This window comes from Streptomyces sp. NPDC043996, assembly GCF_056435225.1.
This window is the reverse complement of sequence record NZ_JBWKEY010000008.1, coordinates 282010-308443: the sequence shown is the minus strand read 5'-3', so window position 1 is coordinate 308443 and position 26434 is coordinate 282010. Positions and strand designations below refer to the sequence as shown.

Below are 26434 nucleotides of genomic sequence, written 5' to 3'. Positions count from 1 at the left end.
CCGCCCGGGGGCGCTGAGCGCTCAGCGCTCAGCGCCGCGGTCCGTCGTCCTCGTGGAGCGGGAAGAGCGGGTCCCCGGTCGCGACGGCCGTGGCCAGCTCCACCCGGGACCGCACACCGGTGCGGCGGAACAGCCGGTTGAGCCGACTGGACACGCCGGTCTCGCTCAACGAGAGGGTCGCCGCGAGCTGACGGTTCGACAGGCCCTCGGCGACAAGCCGCGCCATGAGGAGGTCCATCTCGCGGGCGGAGCCGCGCGGTGACGGCACGCGCAGTCCCGCGCTGCGCAGGGCGATCCGCGTCCAGTGCCGCCACAGCTGCGCGTCGACCTCGCCGAACAGCGCGTAGGCCTCGCGCAGCAGCATCTCGGCGGACGACGGCACGCGCGGCTCCGCCATGGCGACCGCGAGCAGCGTACGGGCCGTTTCGTAGGGCTGCCCCAGCGACCGCGCGAGCTCCACCGCGCCCGCCGGGTCCGAGGCGCTGTCCACGAGCCGGTCGCGCAGCTCGGGGCACAGCCGTACGGCCTCCACCCGGGACCGCAGATACAGCAGGCAGGCACGGTCGTCGCCCGCGGCGGCGGCCCGGCGCAGCTCGCGCAGACACGAAAGGGCGGCGTCGGGGCGCCCCCGCGCGGCCTCCAGGATCGCCATGGCCGACCAGAGCGGCCCCGTGCCCACCGCGCAGCCGTGCGCCGCGGCCTCGGCGAGCCCGCGGCGCAACGTCTCCCGCTCGGCCTCCGCCCGGCCGCAGAACCGGTGGATCGCGGCCTCTTCCGCGTCCATCAGGTAGGCCATGGGCGCGGGCAGGGCGCGCGCCATGTCGAGCACGGTCCTGGCGCGGGCCGGCCAGCCCTGGGCGAGCAGGATCGCGGAGGCCTTGGCGTGCACGAGGACGCCCAGCGGGATGCGGCTCGTCGGCAGGTCGTTGGCCATCAGCCAGCGCGCCGTGGACAGCGCGTCGGGCCAGGCGCCGCGCAGGAACTGGAGCAGGAACCCCGCCTGCCGCGGCAGCTCCGCCGAGGCCATGCCGCGCTGGTGCAGAAGCGATTCGGCTCCCTTCAGGTCACCGATCGTCAGCAGGGACTCGCACTGGTGGACCGTGACCCCGTACGTGTCCAGGAACGGCGGGAACCCGATGTCCGGCTCCTGGAGCTCGCGGTACAGGGGTGCCGAGTCGCCGCCCATCAGGAGCGCCTTCGTCGTCAGGAGCCTGCCGAAGGAGCGCGCGAGCGCGTTCGTGTGCGTGTCCGCCTCCGTCCGCGCCATCAGGTCCCGTACGTCGGACCAGCGGCCCAGGAGGCACGCGGCCATGACGGCGGGGACGGCGGAGCCGCGCACGGCCTCGGCGGCGAGGACCTGGTAGCGCGTGCGCAGCGCGTCGATGTCCCCCGCGGCGGCCAGCCTGGTCAGCTCCACGGCGAGGAGCGTGTACCGGGTGAGCGCGCCCAGCTCCCGCACCTGGACGCGGGCCAGCGCCCCGGTGCTCTCCGCGGCCGCCCGGTGGTCGCCCACACCCAGCGCCTCCGTCACGAACCCGAGCACCGTCGAGGCGTACAGCGCCGGTGCGTCGGCCAGTTCGACGGCGGCCCGCAGCCAGCCCGCCGCCCGGTGGCGGTGGGTGGTGCGCAGCCGCTCGGCGACGCGGAACAGGTCCCGCGCGGCCCGCTCCCGGTCCACCAGCGATCCGGCGTCGACGATGCGGTCCGCCAGATAGGCGAGGTCCGGGGCGGTCTCGCCGCGCCAGCCCCCACCCACCGTGTCCGCCGCGTCCGCGGGCCCGTCGGCCTCCGCGGCCCACAGGGCGTGCACCGCGGCCGCCGAGGCGACCCGGCGCTCGTACGGGCCGAGGCGGGCCCGCACCGCGACGCCGACCAGCGGGATGCGGAACCTCAAGGACGAGGGTCGGTCCGGGGCCCCGCCGTCGGCTCCGGTCACGAAGCCGTGCTGCACCAGCTGGTCCAGAGCCTCCTTCACGGCGCTGCCGGGCAGCTCGGTGGCGGTCTCGGCGAGGCGCGTGGCCGCCGGGCCCATCGGCTCGAGCAGGCTCAGGGCCTTGGCCACCCGCCAGACGACCGCCCCCAGGCCGCGCAGCGTCCGCAGGAACCGGTCGTCTTCGGGGAGCACCGGCTGCGGCGCGCCCTCCACCAGATGGGCGTGGCCGATCAGGACGCGGACGCGGGACTCGTCCGGGCCCATCGCCGCCTCGGCCGCCGCGGGATTGCCGCCGCTCACCCGGTGCAGCTCGGTCACCAGGCTCTCGTCCGGCACGACGCGCAGCCGGGCCGTGAGCATCCGGGCGATGTCGTCCCTGGAGAGCGGCGGCAGATCGACGACGCGGGTCGCGCAGTCGGACAGCGGCGCCAGGCCCGCCCGCTCGTGCTGCTGCTCGGCGGGCCAGCCGCTCCTGACCGGAGCGACGCCGAGGACGAGGCGCAGCGAGGGGAGCCTGGGCAGCAGGGAGCGCAGCAGGGACACCGTCTCGGGGTCGGCGTGCTGGGCGTCGTCGATGAGCACGACGGCGGGCCCCAGGGTGCGCAGGGTCTTGTCGAGCAGACCGAGCGCGCCTTCCGACGACGACGCGTGCGGATCGGCGTGCGGAGGCGGCGCCTCCGGTGACGGGCGGGCCTCAGGGTCGGGGCAGCCGACGGGCACGGGCCGGGACAGCGCGAGCACGAGCCGGTGCGCGAGCAGACTGGGCGTCAGATGGTCGCCGGGCAGACACGTGATGTGGTGCGGCGGAGTGCCCGCCGAACTGAGCCGCTCCCGCAGGGAGTTGAGGACCGTGGTGCGCCCCGATCCGATCTCCCCGCGCACCAGGTGGACGGTGGCGTCGGTGGCGGTGGAGAGGGCGGTCCACAACTGCTCGACGGTGTCCTTCCGGTCAATGCTTCCCGGGGTGGAAGACCTGGGGGAATTGCCCTCGCGGGAATCCGACTCTGCTGAAAAATTCCTGGTCACAGGCCCTCTTCGGGTTACCGCGGATGAATCTTTCGGGAGGAAGGATCGCGAGACGAATTCTAGACAGCCGCCTTGACACGGCACGAACGGTTTGACGAACTTGGGCGGGGACGGGTGTCGGAGTTTGCGATCCGTAATGGGGGAAGACGGGGGAGGTGGGAAGCGTTGCCGACGCTGCCCCAGCAGCGGAGCACCCCCCTCCTCGGGCGGCGGGACGAGCTCCGTGAGATCGAGGTCGCGCTCGGCCGGGCCGGATCCGGCGGCGAGCTCCTGGTCGTCCACGGCGACCCCGGGGCGGGCAAGACCACCCTGGTGAAGGAGGCGCTGCGGTCGGCGACCCGCGCCGGACTCGAGGCCCTGGTGATCCGCCTTCGCCCCGCGGCCTACGGCGCCCTCGGCCTGGACGCCCTCGTGGACCAGGTGTGCGACACCCTGGTGGAGGAGACCGACAACGGCACGCTGTCCCTGGTCACCGCGGTCCGGCGGAAGCAGGCGCAGACCGCGCGGGACCGCCAGCACTACCTCCCCCTGATGCTGGAGACACAGCGCGCCGTCCGGGAGGCGGCGGCGCCGCGGCCGGTGGTCGTCGTCTTCGACAACGCCCACCTCGTCGCGGACCGCGACCTCGGGGCGCTGGGGGCGCTGCTCTACGGACTGCGGTCCGACGGTGCCTGCGTCATCGTCTCGGGGTGGATGCCGATGGGACGGCCCGGTGCCGTCGGAGCGCTCGCCGCGGCCGCCGACCGGGTCCTCGTGCTGCGGCCGCTCACCCCGGCGCAGACCGCCGAACTGGCCGGACAGCGGCTCGGACTGCCGGGCGCCCCGGAACTGATGGCCGCGCTCCAGCGCGACCTGGGCCGCCTCGTCGGCAACCCGCGCGCCGTGCTGCTGGCCCTGGACGCGCTGCGCGAACAGCGCAGGCTGGCCGTGGTCGACGGGCGCGCCTGTCTGGTCGACCCGGACGCGGTGGTGCCGCTCCCCGGATTCCACACCGAACTGCGCCGGGTCTGGCAGCCGGTCGGCGAGCACGTGCCCGACGGCGCCGACGACACCTTCCCCGGCGAAGTGCTCGCGCTGCTCACCCGCATGACCCGGGTGGCGGAGACGACCCTTGACGACTTCCTGGACCTCGCCGAGGAGTTGGGCAGCGCGCCCGAGCACGTCGGGCGCGTCCTGGACGACCTGGTCGCGCTGCGCCTGGTCGCCGTCGACGAACGGCAGCGCCTGCAGTGCGCGGTGCCCGCCGTGGGCGCCGAACTCCTGACGTTCCGCACGGAGCGGGAGAACGCCCGGCTGCACGCCCGCGTGGTGCTCAACGCGCGGCGGCGTGCCGGAGGGGACGCGAAGGGGCTCGCCCCCAGACTGGCCGACCACGTGCTCGCCGCCGGGCCCGCCCTCGCCGCGGACGTGTCGAAGGAGGTCCTGCTCACGGCGGCGCGCTGCGGCGGCCCGGACGACACGGTCAGGACCAAGCGGGCGGGCCTCGCGCTGCTGCGCCGACTGCCGCTGGACGACGAGCGGCTCCCCGCGATCCTGCGCACCGCGATCTCCCTCATGCTCCACCACGGCGACGCCGACGGCCTCCTCGAACTCGGCGACCACCTCCTGCCGTGCCTGGACGAACGCGCCCCCGGCGCCCCGGAGGTCATCGCCGACCTCGCCTCCGCCTGGGCGCTGGCCGCGCTGCACAACCAGTGGCTCGGGATCTGCGTCGTCGACGACGACACGCCGCCCGTCCTCGCGGCGCTGCGGGTGCCGTCGGCCGCGGCGCTCCTCACCCTGGCCTGGCGCCTGCGCGGGGACTGCTCCCTCGCGCCGTCCCCGCCCCGCGCGGCGCCCGCGCCCACCGGTCCCGACCGCCCCGCGCAGAGCGGACCGATCGCCTACCTGTCCACCGGACGCGTCCCCTGCGAGCGGGAGACGCGGCTGCTCATCGGCGCGCTCGGCACCCGCGGCGAGTTCGACGCCGCCGCCGACGCCGGGCCACGCCTTCGCACCCCCAAGGGCTGGTCCCCGGCCGACCCCGCCGACCCCGACGGGCTGCGGGCGGCACTGGCCCTCGGGGACTGGGCGACGTCGTGGGAGATGGTCCTCGGCGACAGCGGCGTCCGCTTCCTGGACAGCCCGCTGCACACGTACCAGGCCATGATCCGCGAGTATGTGACCGGCTCCTGGGACGTCGCGCTTCGGCTCGCCCGCTCCCTGGTGTCGGGCCCCGACGCGACCCACCACGGGCCGATGTACGTGTACAGCCGCAGCATCGCCTCGGACATCTGCTGCTGGCAGGGGGACACGGAGCGGGCCGCCGCCTGGCTCGCCAGCGTCACCGACGGCGCCGACAACGGGGCGCTGCCGTGCTGGGCCTTCCTCGGCCTTCGGCACGGCCGCGGCGACCTCGAGGGCGCGTACCGGCAGGGGTGGCGGGACTCTCGCGATCTGTGGGCGAAGGGGCAGGTCATCGGCTTGGAGCGGCTCCTTTCGCGGGTGCTGATGTGCGCGGTGGAGGCCCGCGACGACCGGGCCGCGCTCGACGCGCTCGACGCCCTGGAGGAGCTCGACGCGACCGTCGGCTCGCGCCTGGTCCACGCCACGACGCTGCTCGGGCGCGCCTACGCGCGGGGCCATGTGCCGAGCGCGCTGGAGTCGTACGGCCCGCTGGTGCGCTACGGCGGCCGGGAGCAGGCCTTCGCCGCCAGCCTGTGGCTGCTGCGCACGACCGGCGGCGAGGAGTGGCTCCTCGAGGCGTGGAAGTGGAGCGAGGCCATGGTGTCGCGGCGCGCCCGCAAACAGCTCGTGGACCTCGCGCAGGAGCTGCGCCTGCCGCTGCCGCGCCGCCGCGGGGAGCGGCCCGCCTTCAGCCGCATGGACCTGAACGTCATCAAGATGGTCGTCGAGGGGTGGACCAACCGGCAGATCTCCGTGGCCCTGGCCCGCAGCGAGAAGAGCGTCGAGGCCTACCTCGCCAAGATCTTCGAGAGCACGGGCTGCCGCACCCGGGTGGAGCTGGCCAAGGCCTGGCTGGACGGCGGCCTCGCCCAGTCCGTACCGGCCTGACCCCAGGGCGGCGGGCGCCGGGCCGGCTCGCCGCAGGCGACAACGGATGTCATCCGGGCATGCCTGGGTGTACGAACAGGCAGCCGTGCGCGGACCGCGTTGCCCCGCCGTCCGCCTCGGTGTTTCGCTGACAGCCCCGGTCCGGCAGCGCGCTTCCGCGTCCGCGACCGGATGTCCTCTGCGGGCCCGAGAGCCGTCCGGAGGAGTCGGAATCCCGAGCGACCACGCATGGATGAGGGGTGGCTGTGAGCGCTCTGACCGAGGCCCTGTCGCAGGGGGCAGCACCTGAGGAGATCGAGCGTATTCCTCTGCCGGAGGAGTACACGGCCGCCTACATAAGAAAGGAAGACGAGGACATCTTCACCGGCGTCACCGACAAGGACGTCCGCAAGGCGTTGCACGTCGGCCCCGTCGGCCTGCCCGAACTGGCCCCGGACGAGGTCGTGGTGGCCGTCATGGCCAGCTCGATCAACTACAACACGGTCTGGTCGGCCATGTTCGAGCCCATGTCGACCTTCACGTTCCTGCGGCAGTTCGCGGGACACGGCGGCTGGACGTCCCGCCACGACCGCCCCGTGCACGTCGTGGGCTCCGACGCCGCGGGGGTCGTCGTGCGCACCGGATCCGGCGTGCGCCGCTGGCGGGTGGGCGACCACGTGGTGGTGAGCCCGGCCTACGTGGACGAGCAGGAGGCCGCGACGCACGCCGACGGCATGATGGGCGCGGAGCAGCGCGCCTGGGGGTTCGAGACCAACTTCGGCGGGCTCGGCGAGTACGCGGTGGCACGGGCCACGCAGCTCATCCCCAAGCCCCGGCACCTCACCTGGGAGGAGGCGGCCTGCAACCCGCTGTGCGCGGGCACCGCGTACCGCATGCTCGTCGGTGAGCGGGGCGCCCGCATGAAACAGGGCGACGTCGTCCTCGTCTGGGGCGCGGCGGGGGGACTCGGCGGCTACGCGGTGCAGTTCGTGCGCAACGGCGGCGGCATCCCGGTGGGGGTCGTCGGCTCGGCGCGCAAGGCCGCCGCGCTGCGGGCCCTCGGCTGTGACGTGGTGATCGACCGGACGGAGTTCGGCCTCACGGACGACGCGGACACCGGACCGAGGCAGACGATCGAGCGCGGGCGGCGTCTGGGCCGCATCATCCGCGACCGCGTCGGCGCCGACCCCGACATCGTCTTCGAGCACGTCGGCCGCGCCACGTTCGGCCTGTCCGTGTTCGTGGTGCGGCGCGGCGGCACCGTCGTGACCTGCGGATCGAGCACCGGATACCAGCACACCTTCGACAACCGCTACCTGTGGATGCGGCTGAAGCGCGTCATCGGCAGCCACGTCGCCAACCTCCAGGAGCAGTGGGAGGCCAACCGGCTCATCGAGCGGGGCGACGTCGTCCCGACGATGTCGGCCGCGTACCCGCTGGCGGAGGTCGCCGAGGCGGCCCGCGTCGTCCAGACCAACCGGCACATCGGCAAGGTGGCGGTGCTGTGCATGGCGCCCGAGCGGGGCCTTGGCGTCACCGACCCCGAGACGCGGGCCAGGATCGGCGAGGACCGCCTCAACCCGCTGCGGGACTTCCACCCGGGCACGGGCGAGGAGTAGCGGCGTGGGCATCGGCATCCTGGGCACCGGAGCGTACGTACCCGAACGCGTCGTCACCAACGACGACATCACCGCGCTGGTCCCCGACGCGCCACCGGAGTGGATCCTGCGCAGGACCGGCGTCGTCACCCGGCGCTGGGCCGCCCCTGACCAGGCCACGTCCGACCTGGCCGCCCTCGCGGCGACCCGCGCCCTGCAAGCGGCGGACCTCGGCGTCGACCGCGTCGGCTACCTCATCGTGTGCACCTCCACGGGGGACTCGCCACAGCCGCCGACGGCCTGCCTGGTGCAGAACCGGATCGCCGCGTACAGCGCCGCCTGCCTCGACCTCAACGTCGTGTGCGCCGGGTTCGTGTACGGCGTGGAACTGGCGCGCTCGCTCGTGGCCGCCAACCCCGGCACCCACGCGCTGGTCATCGGCGCGGACGTCTACTCGCGCATCCTGGACCTCACCGACCGGCGGACCGCCGTGCTCATGGGCGACGGCGCCGGAGCGGTGGTGGTCGGCGAGGTGCCCGGCGAGGAGGGCGTCCTCGCCGTCGACCTGCACAGCTACGGCCAGGCCGCGGAGCTGATCAAAGTGGCGGCCGGCGGCAGCCGGACGCCCACGACGGCACGGACCGTGGCCGACGGCGGGCACTACTTCACGATGCGGGGCAGGGAGGTCAAGGACTTCGTCATGGACAACCTGCCCGCGCTCCTGGAGAAGCTGGTCACCCGCGTCGGCCACACCTTCGCGGACGTGAACTGCTTCGTCCCGCACCAGGCCAACCCCGTGCTCATCGGCGAGCTCGCGCGACGGTGCGCGTTCCCGGGCGCCCGCACCGCGCTCGTCGCCGACCGGCTCGGCAACCTGGGGAGCGCCTCGGTGCCCGTCGCACTCGACGACGCGGTCCGCTCCGGCGCCGTCACCAGGGGAGACATAGTGCTGCTCGCCGGGTTCGGCGGCGGCATGTCCATCGGGAACTGTCTGATGAGGTGGTCGGCATGAGGCCTGTCGAGCGGGTCGGCGTGGTGGGCTGCGGTCTGGTGGGGGCGGGCTTCGCCGAGGTGTGCGCGCGGGCGGAGCTCGACGTGCTCGTCGTGGTGCCGGGCCCGGAGTCGGCCGACCGGGGGCTGCGACGCGTCCGGCGGTCCCTCGACCGCCTGGTGGCCAAGGGGAAGCTGACCGAGGACGCCCGGGACGCGGTGACCTCGCGGGTGGAGTTCCGCACCGACCTCAAGTTCCTCGGGGACCGGGACTTCGTGCTCGAGGCGGCGGTGGAGCGGCTCGATGTCAAACAGGAGATCTTCCGGGCGCTCGACGAGGTCGTGACGGACCCCGACGCGGTGCTCGCCTCCACCACCTCCTCGATCCCGATCATGAAACTCGCGCAGGTGACGGGCGACGCCGGGCGCGTGCTCGGGGCCCATCTGTTCAACCCCGTACCGGTGATGAGACTCGTGGAGCTGGTCGGCTCCCTGCGCACCAGGGCTCAGACGCTCGCGCGGGCGCGCGTGTTCCTCGCGGACACGCTGGGCAAAGAGGTGATCGCCGCTCAGGACCGGCCGGGCTTCGTGGTGAACGCGCTGCTCGTGCCCTATCTGCTGGCCGCCGTGAGGATGCTGGAGTCCGTCACGTCCTCGGCGACGGAGATCGACCGGTGCATGCGGCTCGGCTGTGCCCACCCCATGGGCCCGCTCGAACTCGCCGACCTCATCGGCCTCGATGTCGTCGTGGCGATCAGCGAGCAGCTCTTCGAGGAGTCGAAGGAACCGCTGCACGCTCCGCCGAGCCTGCTCCTTCGCATGGTCGAGGCCGGGCTGCTCGGCCGGAAGACCGGCCGGGGTTTCCACTCCTATGCCGAGGACTCCGCGTCCTGAGCGGCCCTGCCGGTGCCGCGTCTCCCGAAAGCCCTGGTGCGCCTCTCTGACGCTCCGCACCCCTGTCCGTCCTTCGCGATCCACCCCGTCCTCGGGTAACGGGCGGCGCCGTGACCGGCGCCGCCCGTCCGTCGTGTCCGGGCCCTCGTGCCGTGTCCGGTGCGTCGTGCCGTCGAGGTGAATCCCAATTCAGGGTGCCCCGCGGGAAAACACCACGGGAGAGTAATTGCCTCAGGCATGGACTCACGCGCGGGGCGCCCGGGACCGCTCGTGGAACGTGTGACTTTTCCCTATAAGTAGCCGCTCCAAGCGGTGGGGAGCGTGGTCGCTGCGGCGCGCGTGAGATTATCGACAACGCGTGGAGCAGATCCTAGCTGTTGAATGTGCCGGTGGATGGGCGCCCGGCAGGGCATCTCACACACTGCGCCACGGGGAGTCATTCGACCAGTGGGAGAGCACTGTGAGCGTTATCCGGGTCGCGGTTCATGCGGACGATCCCATAACCGCCTTAGGGCTCGTGAGTTCGATAGAGAAAACAGCGCAGTTAGCGCTGATCAGGGGGGAACCTGGCGTTCGTGCCGATGTTGTCGTGGCATTCGCGGAGACCGTCAACGCCGCGACGATGGATGCGCTGAGGAAGCTGGAAAGACCAACGAGCGGCTTCATCCTGGTCGTTGGGGGGAAATGGTACGCGGACTACTCAGAGGCCGCTGACCTCCGCATACGTGCCGTGCTCTGGCGCTCCGACTTCTCCCGCGCGAAGCTGGTCCAGGCCATACGCCTGGTGAGCGACGGCGGGGCGCAGCTGCCCTCCTCACTGCAAGGGGGGCTGCTTGACCACGTCTACCGGGTCCAGCAAGAGATTCTCGCCCCCAGGGGGCTCACCTCGTCCGGGCTTTCCGTCCGAGAAATCGATGTCCTTCGGCTTGCCGCGGATGGCTACGGCATCACCGAGATATCCCAGGAGTTGTCGTACTCCGAGCGGACGATCAAAAACATCTTCTATGGCTTGATGAAACAGTTCAACCTGCGCAACCGGGCGCACTTGGTCTCGTACGCAATCCGCTCCGGCGTGATCTGAGACCGCGCCCGGGGCCCGCACGGGCCGAATTCGGACTGAGGAATTCCGTTCGTCGCCCCGGCCCGGTCGCACCCGCGGTGGGCCACTTGGGCAAGGGCCGGGGGACGAACAGGCAGGGACCGGCCGCCGCGCTTGTCCGGCCGTGTCCTGCGGTGGTTCGCTGAGGGGAATCGCGAAGCACCGATGGGCTGCCCGGCCCGTCCGGGCCGCGAGTTCCGTGAACGGAGCGTCGGCCCGAGCGGCCGGCCGGCGGCCCTGGCGCCGCGGACACGGTGACCGGAGACCGCCCGACGGGGGCGGCGGCCTTCGGCCCGTGCCGGCCCTCCTTCTTCGTGATCTCGGCGATTTCACGATGCTCCCCCACGCTCCGAGCCGGCCCTCCCGGGCCGCGCCGCACGCCAACGACCTTGCCAGGAAAGAGCAGCCGCAGTCTGCCGACTGGAGTGACGATGCCCGACACCCACGAGCCGAAGAACGAGCCGATCGCCGTCGTCGGACTGTCCTGCCGGTTGCCCCAGGCGGGCAGTCCCCGGGAGTTCTGGTCGCTGCTGCGCGAGGGGCGCAGCGCCGTCACCGAGGTACCGGCCGGGCGCTGGAGCGCGGGGCCCTTCGCCCCCGGGGACACGGCGGCGGCGCCCCGGGGCGCCGAGCACGCCCGCTGGGGCGCGTTCCTCGACGAGGTCGACGGCTTCGACGCGGGGTTCTTCTCCCTCGCGCCCCGCGAGGCGGCCGCGATGGACCCCCAGCAGCGGCTGGCCCTCGAACTCGGCTGGGAGGCGCTGGAAGACGCCGGGTGGGTGCCCGCGACGCTGCGCGGTACGCGGACCGCGGTGTTCGTCGGCGCCATCTGGGACGACTACGCGCTCCTGCGCGACCGCCACGCCCGCGGGCGTGGCGCCCACCACGGCGTCCTCGGCGTGCACCGCGGCATCATCGCCAACCGCCTCTCCTACGTGCTCGGCGCCCGCGGCCCGAGTCTCACCGTCGACTCGGGGCAGTCCTCGTCGCTCGTGGCGGTGCACCTGGCGTGCGCCAGCCTCCGCTCCGGCGAGGCCACGCTCGCCCTGGCGGGCGGCGTGAACCTCAACCTCGTCGCCGAGAGCGCGTACGCCATGGCGGGGCTCGGGGCGCTGTCCCCCGACGGCCGCTGCCGCACCTTCGACGCCGCCGCCAACGGTTTCGTACGCGGCGAGGGCGGCGCCCTGGTCGTACTGAAGCCGCTGTCCCTGGCGGTCGCGGACGGCGACCGCGTCTACTGCGTGATCCGCGGCGGCGCCGTGAACAACGACGGCGCGAGCACCACCCTCACCACGCCCGACGCGGACGCCCAGCGGGCCGTGCTCACCGCCGCCTACCAGCACGCCGGAGTCGACCCGCGCACGGTGGGTTACGTCGAACTGCACGGCACCGGCACCAAGGTGGGCGACCCCGTCGAGGCGGCCGCGCTCGCCGCCGTGCACGGAGCGGCCCGCACGGACGCGGACCCGCCGCTCCTGCTCGGCTCCGCCAAGACCAACGTCGGGCACCTGGAGGGGGCCGCGGGCGTCGTCGGCCTGGTCAAGACCGTCCTCGCCCTCAGCGAGGCGGAGATACCGCCGAGCCTGAACTTCACCGAACCGAACCCGAAGATCCCCTTCGCGGACGGGCGCCTGGAGGTGGCGCGCACCCTCACCCCCTGGCCGAAGGGCGGGGCGGAGCGCCGTGCGGGCGTGTCGTCCTTCGGCGTCGGCGGCACCAACTGCCATCTGGTGCTCGCCTCGACGCCGCCGCCCCAGCCCGCGCCCGAGCCGCAGGCCCGGCCCGTGCCGGACGACGGCGTGCCCGCCCCCATCCCCTGGGTGGTGTCCGCGCGGACCGCGGCGGGCGTGAGGGCCCAGGCCGACCGGCTCGCGCGGCACCTGGCGGACCGGGACACCCTGGAGCCCGCGGACGTCGGCTGGTCCCTCGCCGCGACCAGGACGCGGTTCGCCCACCGCGCGGTGCTGCTCGGCGAGACCCGCGACCAACTCGCCGCCGAGCTGAGCGCCCTCGCCGGGGGCGGCATCGGCGCCCGCACGGTGACCGGACGGACGCGCGAGGGCGCCACGGCGTTCGTCTTCCCCGGCCAGGGCGGCCAGTGGGCGGGCATGGCGCGCGGCCTGTGGGAGTCGTCACCGGCGTTCCGCGCCGAGCTCGGGCGGTGCGCGGACGCCCTCGCGCCGTACACGGACTGGCCGTTGGTCGACGTGGTGTGCGGCGCGCCCGGCGCGCCGGGCCTCGACGGCAGCGATGTCATCCAGCCCGCGCTCTTCGCCGTGATGGTGTCCCTGGCCGCCGTGTGGCGCTCCCTCGGCGTGGTGCCCGAAGCGGTGGTCGGCCACTCGCAGGGCGAGATCGCCGCGGCCTATGTGTGCGGGGCGCTGTCCCTGGACGACGCGGCGCGGATCTCGGCGCAGCGCGCCAGGCTGCTGCGCGCCCTCTCTGGGACTGGCAAGATCGCGTCGGTGCCGCTGCCCGCGGACGCCGTGCGCGCGGACCTGGCCGGGTACGGGGGAGACCTCGACGTCGCCGGGTACAACAGCCCGACGAGGACCGTCGTGGCGGGCACCCCGGCGGCGGTGGACGACCTGGTCGCCGCCTACCAGGGCAGGGACGTGCGGGCCCGCGTCGTCCCCGGGGCCGACTACGCCTCGCACACCTCCCGGGTCGAGCCGGTGCGCGAGGAGCTCCTGGCCCTGCTTGCCGACGTCACCCCGCGCGCGTCCGAGGTGCCCTTCTACTCGACGGTCACGGGCGAGCTGTTCGCCACCGAGGGCCTCGACGCCGCCTACTGGTACCGCAACCTCGCGAGCCCCGTCCGGTTCACGCAGACCACGCGCGCGCTGTCGGAGGCCGGATACACCCGGTTCATCGAGAACAGCGCCCACCCGGTCCTCGTCCTCAACATCGAGGAGACCCTGGACGGCGCGGGCGCCGCGAGCGGGTCCCTCCAGCGCGACCAGGGCGGCTGGGACCGCATGCTGTCGGCCGCGGCCCAGGCGTACACGCACGGCACGCCCGTCGACTGGGCCGCCCACTGCGCCGAGCGCGGCGGGCGCCGCGTCGACCTGCCGACGTACGCCTTCCAGCGCGAGCGCCACTGGCTCGACACCAGCCGGGTCGCGGCCCACGACACCGCCACCGCGGGCGCGGCCGCCGCGCCGCCCGAGGACGAGACGACGGCGGCGCCGGGCATCGCGTCCCTGCCGGGGCTCGTCCGCGCCACGGCCGCCGCCGTGCTCGGGCACGCGCGGCCCGACGCCATCGACCTCGACCGCACCTTCAAGGACTTGGGCTTCGACTCCATCACCGGCGCCGAGCTCGGCCGCCGCCTCGCCGCCGCGACCGGGCTGCGCCTTCCCACCAGCCTGACCTTCGACTGCCCCACACCGGACGACGTCGTCGCCCGCCTGCGCGCCGAACTCGGCGCGACGGCACCGGCCGGTGCCGACACGGCGACGGCGGACGGCGGTACGGCGGCGGACGCGGCCGAGCCCATCGCCATCGTGTCCATGGCCTGCCGGTACCCCGGCGGTGTCGCCACTCCCGAGGACCTCTGGCAGCTGGTCGCATCGGGCGCCGAGGGGCTCTCGGACTTTCCCGAGGACCGCGGCTGGGAGCGGGACCGCATCCACGACCCGGACCAGGGCCGCGCCGGTACCTCGTACACGCGCAGGGGCGGCTTCCTCGACGACGTCGCGGGCTTCGACGCCGACTTCTTCGGCATCTCCCCGCGCGAGGCCGAGGCGATGGACCCGCAGCAGCGGCTCCTCCTCGAAACCGCCTGGGAGGCGATCGAGCGCGGCCGCATGGACCCCCGTTCGCTGCGCCGCGGCGACGTCGGGGTGTTCGTCGGCACCATGGCGCAGGACTACGGGCCGCGGATGCACGAGGTGCCCGAGGACACGGACGGCGGCTTCACCCTGACCGGCACGACATCCAGCGTGGCCTCCGGCCGGATCGCCTATCTCCTGGGCCTGGAGGGGCCCGCGGTGACGGTGGACACGGCGTGTTCGTCGTCGCTGGTGGCGATGCATCTGGCGTGCCAGTCGCTGCGGGCGGGGGAGTGCTCGATGGCCCTGGCGGGCGGCGCCACCGTCATGGCGAGCCCGGGGATCTTCATCGAGTTCAGCCGCCAGCGCGGGCTCGCTCCGGACGGCCGCTGCAAGGCCTTCGCGGACGCCGCCGACGGCACCGGGTGGGGCGAAGGCGTGGGTCTCGTCCTGCTTGAGCGGTTGTCGGACGCGCGGCGCAACGGGCATCGGGTGCTGGCCGTGGTGCGGGGCAGTGCGGTGAATCAGGACGGTGCGTCGAATGGGCTGACGGCGCCGAATGGTCCGTCGCAGCAGCGGGTGATCCGGCAGGCGTTGGCGGGTGCGGGGTTGCGTGGGGCTGATGTGGATGTGGTGGAGGCGCACGGTACGGGGACGACGTTGGGGGATCCGATCGAGGCGCAGGCGCTGCTTGCCACGTACGGGCAGGACAGGCCGGTGGAGCGGCCGTTGTGGCTGGGGTCGGTGAAGTCGAACATCGGTCATACGCAGGCGGCCGCGGGTGTCGCTGGTGTGATCAAGATGGTCATGGCGATGCGTCACGGGCGGGTGCCGCGGACGTTGCATGTGGACGCGCCGTCGGGGCATGTGGACTGGTCAGCGGGTGGGGTGGCGCTGGCGGTCGAGGAGCGGGAGTGGCCCGCCGTGGACCGGCCCCGCCGCGCCGCCGTCTCCTCCTTCGGGATCAGCGGCACCAACGCCCATCTCGTACTGGAGGAGGGCCCGGCCACTGACGTACGGGAAGGCGCCGCCGTACGGGACGAAGACCCCGCCGCCGACGCGGCGGAAGAGGCCACCGCCCCTGAGCGCGGCGCGCCCGCCCCGGCCACGGCCTGGACGTTCTCCGGGCGCACCCCGGCGGCCCTCGCCGCCCAGGCGGGCCGCCTCGCCGACTTCGCCCGGCGCAACGCCGGAGCGAACCCGGCGGACGTCGCCCGCGAACTGGCCGCCACCCGCACCCGGTTCGAGCACCGGGCGGTGCTCGTCGGCGCGGACGTGCCCGCCCTGACCGCCGCCCTCGACGCCCTGGCCGAGGGGCGCGAAGCCCCCGGCGCCCTCACCGGAACCGCCGCGGGCACGCCCCGGACGGTGTTCGTCTTCCCCGGCCAGGGCGCCCAGTGGGCGGGCATGGCCGAGGCCCTGCTGCGCGAGTCCCCGGTGTTCGCCACGGAGATCGACGCGTGCGCCAAGGCCCTGGAACCCCACACCGGCTGGCCGCTGCTCGACGTGCTGCGCGAGGTGCCCGGCGCGCCCGGCCTCGACCGCGTCGACGTCGTCCAGCCGGTCCTGTTCGCGGTCATGGTGTCCCTGGCCGCCCTGTGGCGCGCGCACGGCGTCCACCCCGACGCCGTGATCGGCCACTCCCAGGGCGAGATCGCCGCCGCCCACGTCGCCGGAGCCCTCAGCCTCGCCGACGCCGCCCGGGTCGTGGCGCTGCGCTCCCAGGCCCTCGCCCGGGTCGCGGGCACCGGCAAGATGGCCTCCCTGCCCGTCCCCGCCGACCGGGCCCGCGCCCTCGTCGCCGACCGCCCCGGCGTGCACATCGCCGCCGTCAACGGCCCGGCCACTACGGTCGTCGCCGGTGACACCGCGCCCCTGGAACAGCTCGTCGCCGACTGCCGCGCCGACGGCGTCGAAGCCAGGGAGATCCCCGTCGACTACGCCTCCCACACCCCGCACATGAAGGTCCTGCGGGACGAGCTCCTCACCGTCCTCGACGGCCTCGCCCCGGTCACCGCGGACATCCCCTTCTACTCCACCGTCACCGGCGCCCCGCTCGACACGACCACCCTCAGCGCCGAGTACTGGTACCAGAACCTCACCCGGACGGTCCTCTTCCACCCCACCCTCGACCAACTCGTCGACGACGGACACGACTTGTACGTCGAGGTCAGCCCGCACCCGGTCTTGGTCCCCAGCATCCAGCACGCCATCGAAGCGAAGGACACCGACGGCGCCACCGCCACGGAGCCCGACCAGCGGAGTGCCGCGGCGGCGGTGGCGACCCTGCGCCGCGACCAGGGCGGCTGGGCCCAGTTCCTGACGGCGCTTGCGTCCGCGCACGTGCGGGGCGCCGCCGCCGACTGGCCGCGCGCCCTCGCCGGACCCGGCGACGGCGCCCTCGCCGACGACCTGCCCACCTACGCCTTCCAGCGCGAGCGGTACTGGCTCAACCCGCCCCGGTCCGCCGCCGACGCGGGCGGCATCGGCCTGCACGCCAGCGACCACCCGCTGCTCGCCAGCGCGACCCTGCTGCCCGACGGGGCCTGGCACGCCACCGGCACGCTCACGCCGAACGGCCACCCCTGGCTGGCCGACCACGCCGTCACCGGCACCGCGCTGCTGCCCGCGACCGCCTGCCTCGACCTGGCCCTCACCGCGGGCCACGCCACCGGCCACCCGGTGGTGCGGGAACTCACCCTCTCCGCACCCCTGCTGCTCGCCGCCGACTGGCCCACCCATCTGCACCTCACCGTGACGGGGCCCACCGAGGGCGCCGAGGACGCCGAGGGCGGCGGGGCCCGGCGCTTCGACATCCACTCCCGCCCGCAGGGCGCCGCGCCCGACCAGGCCTGGACCCACCACGCCACCGGTCTCCTCGACCCCGCCGCCACCACGGCCGCGGCCGCCCGGGAGAACCGGCCCTGGCCGCCCCGCGACGGCGCGCGGATCGCACTGGACGACGCCTACGACCGCCTGGCCGCGCGCGGCTACGACTACGGCCCCGCCTTCCGGAACCTGCGCGCCGCCTGGCGCGACGGCGAGGCCCTCTACGCCGAGGTCCGGCTCGGCCCCGACACCGCCACCACCGGCCACGGCGTGCACCCGGCCCTCCTCGACGCCGCCCTGCACGCCCTCGTCCTCGCCCCCGCCGACACCGGGTCCGACGCGAACGCCACGCTGCTGCCCTTCTCCTGGAGCGGCGTGAGCCTGCACGCCACCGACGCCGACACCCTGCGCGTCCGCCTCGCTCCCACCGGCCCCGGCCCCGGCACCGTGCGCCTGACCGCCACCGACCCGGCCGGACAGCCCGTCCTCACCGTCGACGCCCTGTCCCTGAGGCCGCTGACGGGCCCGCTGGCCCGTACCGGCGGCGACGGCGGACACGACGAGCTGCGGAGCTCGCTCTTCCGCCTCGACTGGCGGCCCGTGGCCGCAGAGCCCGGCCCGGCGGACGACGCGCCCGGGCGGATCGCCGTCCTCGACGCGCCCGCCTCCGCCCTGCCCGCCGCGCTCGGCACCGCGCTCGGCACCGGCGTACCCCGGTACGACACCCTGTCCGGCCTGACCGCGGCCCTCGCGGACGCGCCGGGGGAGCCCGTGCCCGACACGGTCGTCGCCGTCGTGTCCGCCTGCTCCGCCGGGGCGGAGCACACCGACATCGACATCGACGCCGACGCCGACGCGCGGGCCGCCACCGGCGACGCGTCCGGCAACGCGCCCGGCAACGCGCCCGGCGACGGCTGCCCCGAACGGGCCGCCGCGCTCACCGCCAGCGTCCTGCGGCTGCTCCAGGACTGGCTGGCGGAACCCCGCTACGCCACCGCCCGCCTGGTCCTCACCACCGCGCACGGCGCCGCCGTCGGCCCGTCCGAAGCCGCCGACCCCGCCCACGCCGCCGTCTGGGGCCTGGTGCGGAGCGCCCAGACCGAGCACCCCGACCGGTTCCTCCTCCTGGACACCGACCACCTCGACGCCTCCACCGGGCTCCTGCGCACCGCCCTGGCCGCCGCCGTCACGCACGACGAGACCCAACTCGCCCTCAGGAACGGGCAGATCACCGCCCCGCGGCTCGCCTCCGCCCTCGGTGACGGCACCCTCCTGCCGCCCGCCGACGCCCAGAGCTGGACGCTCGCGGTGTCCGGCCACGGCGGCAGCCTGGACCAGGTGGAGCTCGCCGCCGCCGACACCGGCGCCGCCCCGCTCGGGCCGCGCGAGGTCCGCATCGCGGTGCGCGCCGCCGGGCTCAACTTCCGCGACGTGATGGTCTCCCTCGGCCTGGTGCCCGTGAAGGCCCCCATCGGCGGCGAGGACGCCGGAGTCGTCACCGCCGTCGGCGCCGACGTCACCGACCTGGCGCCGGGCGACCGCGTGATGGGCATGTTCCCCGCGGGCGGCATCGGCCCGGTCCGGGTCGCCGACCGGCGCCTGGTGGCCCGCGTCCCCGGGCACTGGTCCCTCGCCGAAGCGGCGACCGTGCCCGCGGCCTTCCTGACCGCGTACCACTGCCTCGTGCACGACGCGGGCCTGGGGCGCGGCGACAAGGTGCTGATCCACGCCGCCACCGGCGGCGTGGGCATGGCGGCCGTGCAGATCGCCCGCCACCTGGGCGCCGAGATCTTCGCCACCGCCAGCCCCCCGAAGTGGGACACGCTGCGCGCCCTCGGCCTGGACGACGACCACATCGCCTCCTCGCGCACGCTGGACTTCGAGGACCACTTCCGCGCCGGCGCGCCCGGCGGCCTCGACGTCGTCCTCAACTCCCTCGCCCACGAATTCGTCGACGCGTCCCTGCGCCTGCTCGGCCCCGGCGGCCGCTTCGTCGAGATGGGCAAGACCGACATCCGCGCCGACGCGGACGTCACCGCCGCCCACCCCGGCGTCACGTACACGGTCTTCGACCTCCTCGTCGCCGACCCCGACCGCGTCCGGGACACGCTCGCCGACCTCGGCGCCCTCTTCGACAAGGGCGCCCTCAGGCCCCTGCCCCTCACCTCCTGGCCGCTGTCCCGGGCGCGCGAGGCCCTGCGCCACCTCAGCCAGGCCCGCCACACCGGCAAGGTCACCCTGGCCCTGCCCCCGGCGCTCGACCCGGACGGCACCGTCCTGATCACCGGCGGCACCGGAACGCTCGGCGGCATCGTCGCCCGCCACCTGGTCGTCCGCCACGGCGTGCGCAGGCTGCTGCTCGCCGGACGCCGGGGCCCCGACGCCACCGGCGCGGCCGAACTCCAGGCCGCGCTCACCGGACTCGGCGCCCACGTCACCGTGGCCGCCTGCGACGCCGCCGACCCGGACGCCCTGGCCGGGCTCCTCGACGGCGTGCCCGCCGCCCACCCGCTCACCGCCGTCATCCACGCGGCGGGCGTCCTGGACGACGGCGTCCTCGCCAACCTCACGCCCCGCCACGTCGACAGCGTCTTCCGGCCGAAGGCCACGGCCGCGTGGCACCTCCACCGGGCCACCGAACACCTCGACCTGGCCGCCTTCGTCCTGTTCTCCTCGGTGGCCGGCACCCTCGGCAACGCGGGCCAGGCCAACTACGCCGCCGCCAACCTCTTCCTCGATGCCTTCAGCCAGCACCGGCGCGCCCGAGGGCTGCCCGCCACCTCGATCGCCTGGGGCCTGTGGGACGAGGCCAGCGGCATGACCGGCCACCTCGACGCCGCCCAGCGCGGCCGCGTCAGCGGCCACGCGGGCCTCACCCCGCTCAGCACCGGGCACGGCCTGGCCCTGCTGGACGCCGCGCTCCGCCTCGACCAGCCCTTCCTGTTCTCCGCGCCCCTCGCGCCGCCCGCGGGCGCGGACGCCGCGCCCGCGATCCTGCGCGGCCTCACCCCCACGCCCGCCCGCCGGACGGCCGCCAAGGGCAGCACCGCGAGCGGCCTCGCCGCGGAACTCGCCCTCCTCGACCCCGACGAACAGCGCCACCACCTGCTCACCCTCGTCCGCGGCCACGCCGCCGCCGTCCTCGGAAAGGCCGACGCGGACTCCGTCGCCGCGGGACGCCCGTTCAAGGAGATCGGGTTCGACTCCCTCACGGCCGTCGAACTGCGCAACCGCCTGACCACCGCGACCCGCCTGCGCCTCTCGCCCACCGCGGTCTTCGACCACCCGACGCCGCTGGCCCTCGCCACCCAGCTGCTCGGCCAGCTCGCCCCGCGCGAGACCGAGGGCGAGGACGCCACGCGCCGGGCGCTGCGGGAGGTGGATCGGCTGGAGGCCGCGCTGTCCGAGCTGGCCCAGCTGTCCGGGCGGTCCGCGAGCCCCGACGGCGCGGCCGACGCGGCGCTCACCACCGCCGTCAAGACCCGCCTCGAAGCCCTCCTGTGGGCGTGGACGGGGACCGCGGGCGCGGTGGACGCCCTGGACGACGACCTCGGATCCGCGACGGACGACGAGGTCTTCGCGGTCATCGAAGAAGAACTCGGACTCTCCTGACCGGCCCCAAGCTGAGGATGGTTGACCTGATGCCGGACGAACAGAAGCTCCGCGACTACCTGCGGCGCGTGACGGCCGACCTGCGCCGGACCCGCCAGCGGCTCAACGAGGTCGAGTCCGACCGGTACGAGCCGATCGCCATCGTGAGCATGGGCTGCCGCTACCCCGGCGGTGCCACCTCGCCCGAGGACCTGTGGCGGCTCGTCGTCGACGGCGAGGACGCGATCGCGGGCTATCCGGCCGACCGCGGCTGGGACCTGGAGAACCTGTACGACCCCGACCCCGACGTCCCCGGCAAGAGCTACGGCCGCGAGGGCGGATTCCTCTACGACGCGGGCGAATTCGACGCCGCCCTGTTCAACATGAGCCCCCGCGAGGCCCTCGCCACCGACCCGCAGCAGCGGCTCGTCCTGGAGACCGCGTGGGAGACCCTGGAGCGCGCGGGCATCGACCCCACCTCGCTGCACGGCACCCCCACGGGCGTCTTCACCGGCTCCTACGACCACGACTACGGCACCCTGCTCACCCGGGCCTCCGGCGACACCGAGGGCTACATCCCCACCGGGATCTTCTCCTCGGTGATCTCGGGCCGGGTGGCGTACACCCTGGGCCTTCAGGGGCCCGCCGTGACGGTCGACACCGCGTGCTCCTCGTCGCTCACGGCCCTGCACCTGGCCTGCCAGTCGCTGCGCTGCGGCGACAGCACCCTGGCCCTGGCGGGCGGCGTGTCCATCATGGCGACGCCCACCGCCTTCGTGGCCTTCAGCAGGCAGCGCGGCCTGGCCCCCGACGGCAGGTGCAAGGCGTTCGCCGCGGCCGCCGACGGCACCAACTTCTCCGAGGGCGTGGGCCTCGTCCTCCTCGAACGCCTCTGTGACGCCCGGCGCAACGGGCACCCGGTGCTCGCCGTGATCCGGGGCAGCGCCGTCAACCAGGACGGCGCCTCCAACGGCCTCGCGGCACCCAACGGACCCGCGCAGCAGCGGGTGATCAAGCAGGCCCTCGCCCACGCCAGGCTCGCCCCGGACGAGGTCGACGCCGTCGAGGCCCACGGCACCGGCACCACCCTCGGCGACCCCATCGAGGCCCAGGCCCTGCTCGCCGTCTACGGCCAGGGCCGCCCCGATGACCGGCCGCTGCTGCTCGGCTCGCTGAAGTCGAACCTCGGCCACACCCAGGCGGCCGCGGGCGTCGGCGGCGTCATCAAGTCGGTCCTCGCGATGCGGCACGGCCTGCTGCCGAGGACGCTGCACGTCGACGCCCCCACCCCGCACGTCGACTGGTCGGCGGGCGCGGTGTCGCTCCTGACCGAGACGACGCCCTGGCCCGCGACGGGACGCCCCCGGCGCGCGGCGGTGTCCTCGTTCGGCATCAGCGGCACCAACGCGCACGTGGTCCTCGAACAGGCACCGGACACCGAGCCGGAGCCCGCCGCGCCCGAGCCCGCCGCGCAACCGCCCGCGCTGGCCTGGGTGGTGTCCGGCGGGACCCCCGAGGGCCTGCGGGCGCAGGCGGAGCGCCTCGCCGCCGCCACCCGCGCGCGGCCCGAGCACACGGCCCCCGACATCGGCCTCTCCCTGGCGGTGAGCCGGGCCCACCTCGCCCACCGGGCCGTGGTGGTGGGCGCGGACCGGGACGGACTCCTGGACGCCCTGGACGCGGTGGGGCGCGGCGAGCCGGCGCCGGGCGCGGTGACCGGCGACGAGCGGCCCGCCTCCGAGAGCCGCAGGACCGCCTTCGTCTTCCCCGGCCAGGGCGCCCAGTGGGAGGGCATGGCGCTGCGGCTCGCCGAGTCGGCACCGGTGTTCGCCGACCGGCTCCTCGACTGCGAGCGGGCCCTTGGGCCGCTCGTCGACTGGTCCCTCATGGACGTGCTGCGCGGCGCGCCCGGCGCCCCCGGCCTCGACCGCGTCGACGTCGTCCAGCCCGTCCTGTTCTCGGTGATGGTGTCGCTGGCGGCGCTGTGGCGCTCGGCGGGCGTGGAACCGGACGTGGTGGTGGGGCACTCGCAGGGCGAGATCGCCGCCGCGTGCGTGGCCGGGATGCTGTCCCTGGAAGACGCCGCGACCGTCGTCGCGCTGCGCAGCCGACTCCTGGAACGCCTCTCGGGCAAGGGCGGCATGGTGTCCCTCGCGCTGTCCCAGACCGCCGTCGATGAGCGCCTGGCGCCCTGGAGCGGACGGCTCGGCGTGGCGGCGGTCAACGGCCCCCAGTCCGTGGTCGTCTCGGGCGACGCCGACGCCCTGGAGGAGCTGCTCGCCGCCTGCGAGCGGGACTCCGTACGGGCCCGTGTCATCCCCGTCGACTACGCGTCGCACTCCCGCCACGTCGAGGACGTCGAAGCCGACCTCCTGGACGTCCTCGCCTCGATCCGGCCGCGCCGCGGCGAGGTGCCGCTGCACTCCACCGTCACCGGGGAAGTGGTGGACGGCACCGCTCTCGACGCGGCGTACTGGTACCGCAACCTGCGGCAGCCGGTGCGGTTCGCGCCCGTCGTGGACGCGTTGATGGAGCGGGGCTTCGACACCTTCGTCGAGGTGAGCCCGCACCCGGTCCTCACCGCGAGCGTCGAGGACACCGGCGCGGGCCGCCCGGTGTGCGCGAGCGGTTCGCTGCGGCGCGACGAGGGCGGCCTCGACCGGTTCCTGCTGTCGGCCGGTGAGCTGTACGTCCGCGGCGTCGAGGTGGCCTGGGCCGAGCTGTTCGCCGGGTCGGGCGCGCGGCGGGTCGAGCTGCCGACGTACGCCTTCCAGCGGGAGCGCTACTGGCTGAGCGGCGCCGTCACGGCCGACGCGGGCGCGCACGGCCTGACCGGGCTCGGGCATCCGCTGCTCGGCGCTGCCGTGGAGCTGCCCGCGTCGGGGGGCCTCGCCGTCGGCGGGCGCCTGTCGGTGCGGGACCAGCCGTGGCTCGCCGACCACCGGGTCCTCGGCCGCGTGGTGGTGCCCGGGGCCGCGCTCGTGGAGATGACGATCCGCGCCGGTGACACGCTCGCCTGCCCCGTCCTCGACGAACTCGTCATCCAGACGCCGCTCGTGCTCGACGAGACGGGCGCCACGGTGCTCCGGATCGTCCTCGACGAGGAGGGCGCCGACGGGCGGCGCCCGGTGTCGGTCCACTCGCGCCCCGAGGCGGACGACGGCGCGTGGGTGTGCCACGCCACCGGCGCCGTCCGCGCGGAGCGCGCCACGGACACGGCCCCCGCGCCCGCGGCGGACCTCGCCCAGTGGCCGCCGCCCGGGGCCGAACCCGTACCGGTGGCCGGGGTGTACGACGGCCTCGCCGAGCGGGGCCTGGACTACGGGCCGCTGTTCCGGGGCCTGGAAGCGGTGTGGCGCCGGGGCGCGGAGACCTTCGCCGAGGTGGCGCTCCCGGACACCGGGGAACCGGACGCGACCGGCTTCGGCGCGCATCCGGCGCTGCTCGACGCGGTGCTGCACGCGCTGGTGCTCGGCGACACGGCCCCGGACATGGAGAGCGGCGGGCCCTGGCTGCCGTTCGTGTGGTCGGGGGTACGGCTGCACGCGGTGGGCGCGACCCGGGTGCGCGTCCGCCTCGACGCCGCCGCGGACGGCGCCGTGCGGGTCCACGTCGCCGACGGCGCCGGAGACCGCGTCCTGTCCGTCGACGGACTGACCCTGCGCCCCCTGCCCGCCGGACAGCTGGCCGCCCCGGGAGGCCGCACGCATCAACTCCTCCACGAGGAGTGGATACCGGTGCCCCTGGCACCCCACACGGACGCCTCGGACGCCTCGGACGCCTCGGACACTGAGGCCACCCTCTGGACGCGGTGGCTCGCTATGGCCGAGACCCCGACCGACCCTGCGGACGAGGCCCCGCCGGTCCTGGTGTGGGCGGCCGGTGGCGGCGCGGACGCGGAGGGCGGCGCGGACGCCAGTGGGGGCGGCGACACCGGCCGTGCGCGGCTGGCGGCGGCGGACGCGCTGGAGGCGGTGCAGCGCTACCTCGCGGACGAGCGGTGCGCGCACGCGCGGCTCGTCGTGGTCACCCACGGCGGTGCCGCCGCCGCGCCGGACGAGCCGGTGGACCTCGCGGGCGCGGCCGTCTGGGGTCTGGCGCGCACGGCGCAGTCGGAGAACCCCGGCCGGATCACGCTGCTCGACCTCACCCCGGACACACCGCTGACCGCCGTGCCCTGGCCCGCCTTGCTGGCCACGGACGAACCGCAACTCGCCCTGCGCCAGGGGCAGGCGTACGCGCCGCGCCTCGCCCGGCTCGACGGCGGCGACGGCGCGGACGCCGCGGGCCTGGACCCCGAGGGGACCGTGCTCGTCACCGGCGGCACCGGCGACCTGGGCGGCCTCGTGGCCCGGCACCTGGTCGCATGCCACGGCGTACGACACCTGGTGCTCGCGAGCCGCAGCGGCGCGTCGGCTCCCGGCGCGCGGGAGCTGAAGGCGGAGCTGACGGCCGCCGGTGCCCAGGCCGACGTCGTGGCCTGCGACGTCGCAGACCGGGCCGCGGTGGCCCAGCTCCTCGCCGCGCTGCCCGCCGCACACCCCCTGACCGGCGTGGTGCACACCGCGGCGGCACTGGACGACGGGGTGATCGCCGCCCTCGACCGGCGGCGGATGGAGCGGGTCTTCCGCCCGAAGGCCGACGCCACCCGCCACCTCGACGAGCTGACCCGGACCCCGGGCGTCGCGCTGTTCGCCGTGTTCTCCTCCGCGTCCGGGGTCCTCGGCAGCCCCGGCCAGGGCAACTACGCCGCCGCCAACATGACGGCGGACGCCCTGGTCAGGCGGCGGCGGGCGGCCGGGTTCCCCGGTGTCTCGCTCGCCTGGGGCTGGTGGGAGAAGGTCCGCGAGGGCGACGGCCTGACCAGCGGCCTGTCCACGGCCGACCGGCAGCGCCTGGCCCGCAGGGGCATCGCGCCGCTCACCCCGGCCGAAGGCCTCGCCTCCTTCGACGCGGCCCTGGCCCAGGACCTGCCGGTCGTGGTGCCCGTGAAGCTGGACCTCGCCGGAGCGGCCCGCGCGGGCTCGGTGCCGCCGCTGCTCACCGCCCTCGCGGCGAAGGGCACCACCGTCCGCAGGGTCGCGGGCGGCGGCGACCGCGCCAGCGACGAGGACCTGCGCAGGCACCTGTCCGCGCTGCCGCCCGCCGAACAGGAGCGGCACCTCCAGGACCTGGTGACCGGTCAGGTGGCCACGGTCCTCGGGCACGCGCGGGCCGCCGCCGTGAACCTGAACGAGCCCTTCACCACCCTCGGCTTCGACTCCCTGACCGCCGTCGAACTCCGCAACCGCCTGGCCCAGGCCGTCGGCCTGCGGCTGCCCGCCACCCTCACCTTCGACCACCCCACCCCGCTCGCCCTCGCCCGCCACCTGCACGGCGAGCTCACCGACACCACCCCGGACGGCGTCGAGTGGGCCCTGGGCGAGCTCGACAGGATCGAGGACGCCCTGGCGCGCCTCGCGCCCGAGGACCCCGCGAGGACCCGGGTCACCGACCGGCTCAAGTCCCTGCTCGCGCCGCCGGACACCGCCTTCGCGGGCGGGTCGGGGACGACGCTCACCGAACACCTCCAGTCCTCGTCCACCGAGGAACTCCTGCACTTCGTCGACCGGCAGCTGGGCGCGTGACCAGCGGCCATCGCACTCCTCTTTCCTCATCGCGCTGAAAG

8 protein-coding genes are annotated in these 26434 nt (G+C 75.0%); 7 read left to right on the top strand and 1 reads right to left on the bottom strand.

Features of this window, described 5'->3' with window-relative positions:
* Window positions 1-28: 28 nt before the first annotated feature.
* Entirely contained in the window at window positions 29-2959 is a 2931-nt protein-coding gene (locus AC07A4_RS22600) for a helix-turn-helix transcriptional regulator (protein WP_478601448.1), read from the bottom strand.
* 165 nt (window positions 2960-3124) lie between these two features.
* On the opposite strand from AC07A4_RS22600, the gene AC07A4_RS22595 reads away from it, so the two are divergent.
* The 7 genes from AC07A4_RS22595 (at window position 3125) to AC07A4_RS22565 (ending at window position 26393) form a co-directional block, all read left to right on the top strand.
* Window positions 3125-6013: an AAA family ATPase gene (locus AC07A4_RS22595; RefSeq protein ID WP_478601446.1), complete on the top strand. Its 2889-nt coding sequence runs from the start codon at window positions 3125-3127 to the stop codon at window positions 6011-6013.
* A 245-nt stretch (window positions 6014-6258) separates the two neighbouring features.
* Window positions 6259-7611 carry a crotonyl-CoA carboxylase/reductase gene (ccrA, locus tag AC07A4_RS22590; protein ID WP_478601444.1) on the top strand — a complete coding sequence of 451 codons (1353 nt, stop codon included), beginning with the start codon at window positions 6259-6261 and terminating at the stop codon, window positions 7609-7611.
* A 4-nt stretch (window positions 7612-7615) separates the two neighbouring features.
* Window positions 7616-8602 carry a 3-oxoacyl-ACP synthase III family protein gene (locus AC07A4_RS22585; protein WP_478601442.1) on the top strand — a complete coding sequence of 329 codons (987 nt, stop codon included), beginning with the start codon at window positions 7616-7618 and terminating at the stop codon, window positions 8600-8602.
* Window positions 8599-9474: a 3-hydroxybutyryl-CoA dehydrogenase gene (locus AC07A4_RS22580; RefSeq protein ID WP_478601440.1), complete on the top strand. Its 876-nt coding sequence runs from the start codon at window positions 8599-8601 to the stop codon at window positions 9472-9474. The genes AC07A4_RS22585 and AC07A4_RS22580 overlap by 4 nt, the downstream gene beginning before the upstream one ends.
* Before the next feature lie 358 nt (window positions 9475-9832).
* A complete protein-coding gene (locus tag AC07A4_RS22575) occupies window positions 9833-10555 on the top strand; it encodes a helix-turn-helix transcriptional regulator (RefSeq protein WP_478601438.1) in 723 nt (240 codons plus the stop codon).
* Window positions 10556-11004: 449 nt separating this feature from the next.
* The gene (locus AC07A4_RS22570; protein WP_478601436.1) at window positions 11005-20787 is read left to right on the top strand and encodes a type I polyketide synthase; all 9783 of its coding nucleotides are present in this window, start codon (window positions 11005-11007) and stop codon (window positions 20785-20787) included.
* Between the two features lie 26 nt (window positions 20788-20813).
* Entirely contained in the window at window positions 20814-26393 is a 5580-nt protein-coding gene (locus tag AC07A4_RS22565; protein ID WP_478601701.1) for a type I polyketide synthase, read from the top strand.
* Window positions 26394-26434: the final 41 nt, after the last annotated feature.

What these genes read in the sequence shown, in the direction of transcription:
- AC07A4_RS22580 (WP_478601440.1), top strand. Translation starts at nt 8,599, where the DNA reads ATGAGGCCTGTCGAGCGGGTCGGCGTGGTGGGCTGCGGTCTGGTGGGG.
- AC07A4_RS22570 (WP_478601436.1), top strand. Translation starts at nt 11,005, where the DNA reads ATGCCCGACACCCACGAGCCGAAGAACGAGCCGATCGCCGTCGTCGGA.